Annotated in this window: 1 protein-coding gene; it reads right to left on the reverse strand. The window is 67.0% G+C overall.

Annotation, left to right across the window (positions count from 1 at the left end):
- Nucleotides 1-10: 10 nt before the first annotated feature.
- The gene (gene tnpC, locus NJ4_RS24780) at nt 11-1,486 is read right to left on the reverse strand and encodes an IS66 family transposase (protein WP_082749150.1); all 1,476 of its coding nucleotides are present in this window, start codon (nt 1,484-1,486) and stop codon (nt 11-13) included.
- Nucleotides 1,487-1,590: the final 104 nt, after the last annotated feature.

Raw genomic sequence — 1,590 nt, forward strand, 5'->3', positions numbered from 1 at the left:
CCGTAACTATTCAGGTGGGTGCGGGTAGCCAGGTGTTGCCGTCGAACATGTCGGTGAGGATGGTGAGAGCGTTGCGCCCTTGTTTGCGGGCGGTCGATATGTAGGAGCGGACGGCGAGGAATGCGTCGGCGCCGGCGTTGCTGCGCCAGGTGCCGGAGATCTTCTGCTGGAGTCGGATCATCCGGATGTCACGCTCTGCTTGGTTGTTGTCGAAGGGGACATCGAAGTCGGTGGCGAACCGCAGGACGTCGTCTTGGTAGATGTCGAGCCGTCGGAGCAGGGAGCCGGCGGTGCCGAGTTTCGGTCGGCCCTGTTTCCCGGTGGGTGGCGGTGGCGGGTGAGTTTTCCAACCTTGGGCGATCAGTGCCCGGTATCGGCGGCGGTAGCTGGCCAGCCGTCGCGGTGACAGTTCGTTCTTGCCGGCGGTCTTGGCGTGGTTGACGGCGTTGTTGATGTCGACCAGCAGGTCGATCATCGCTTGGGGCCAGGTGATCTCGTCGGTGCCGTTGCGTTGGTTGGCCTCGGTCAGGGCGACCAGTTCGCGCAGGTGGTGGGCGTTGCACAGGCCGTGACCCATCTGGGGGTAGCCGAGGTAGGAGTTCAGTCCGTCGTGGATGCCGATCCCGTCGAATCTGGGGAGCACCTCGCCGAGGTCCATCGAGTCCTTGCCCCGCCCGGAGGCTCGGTGATAGGCGGTCAGACTCTCGGTGCAGGCGACATGGACCCACCACAGATTCCCGGCGACTCGGGCACCGGTCTCGTCGAAGTGGACCACCGGCGCCGTCCGGAGTTGTTCGCGGGTCAGGCGGGTGAACCCGGCCAGCCGGGTCTGGGCCCCTGGCAGCAGCCCGGCCAGCCAACCGGTGGAGACCTCGGCGCCGAAGCAGTCGGCCAGCAGTTCCGCGGCCCGGGCCACCGGCAGATGCTGGCGAGCCAGCAGGTAGGTGCCCACCGCAGCCAGCCCTGGCCCGTAACAGGTCGGGGCGGTCGCGGCGGTGGGGAAGGCTGCCGTGCTCAGGTGCCCACAACCACAACGTCGAGTCCGAGTTACGTGCTCGACCACCTCGAGGTGGATCGGCGGCAGGTCGAAGACCTGCCGAGACTGCGCGCCGACCACCTCAGCATCGGCCAGGTCGGCGCCACAGTCCTCACACCTGATCGGGTCGTGGATCCGCCGCACGTCAGGGTCGGGACACGGCTCCAACCGGGCACCGGGCTCCCCGGGCTGCTTGCCCGGGGACCGACCCGACTTCTTCCGCAAGGACCGCGGCGGCGGCTTGGTGAACCGATTGTCCGAAGACGGCGGCTTCGAGGAGTTCGAGGAGTTCTTCCCCAACCGGGCCTCAAGGGCCTCGACCCGCCCCAACAGCGAGGCGATCACCGCATCCCGCTCGGCCAGTGCCCGATCCCGCTGCGCGATCTGCTCGCGCAGCGAGGCGATCACAGCCTCAGCCTCAGCCTCAGCCTCAGATGAAAACTCCGACACGTGGACCTGCCAATGGGGGAAGACGCAGTCACGGACTGCTTCTACCGTGCCTGCCCACCATCAACTCACCAATCAGGCGCGCCGAGGACCTGAATAGTTACGGC

The sequence above is a fragment of the Nocardioides jensenii JCM 1364 = NBRC 14755 genome (assembly GCF_001552535.1).
GTDB lineage: Bacteria > Actinomycetota > Actinomycetes > Propionibacteriales > Nocardioidaceae > Nocardioides > Nocardioides jensenii.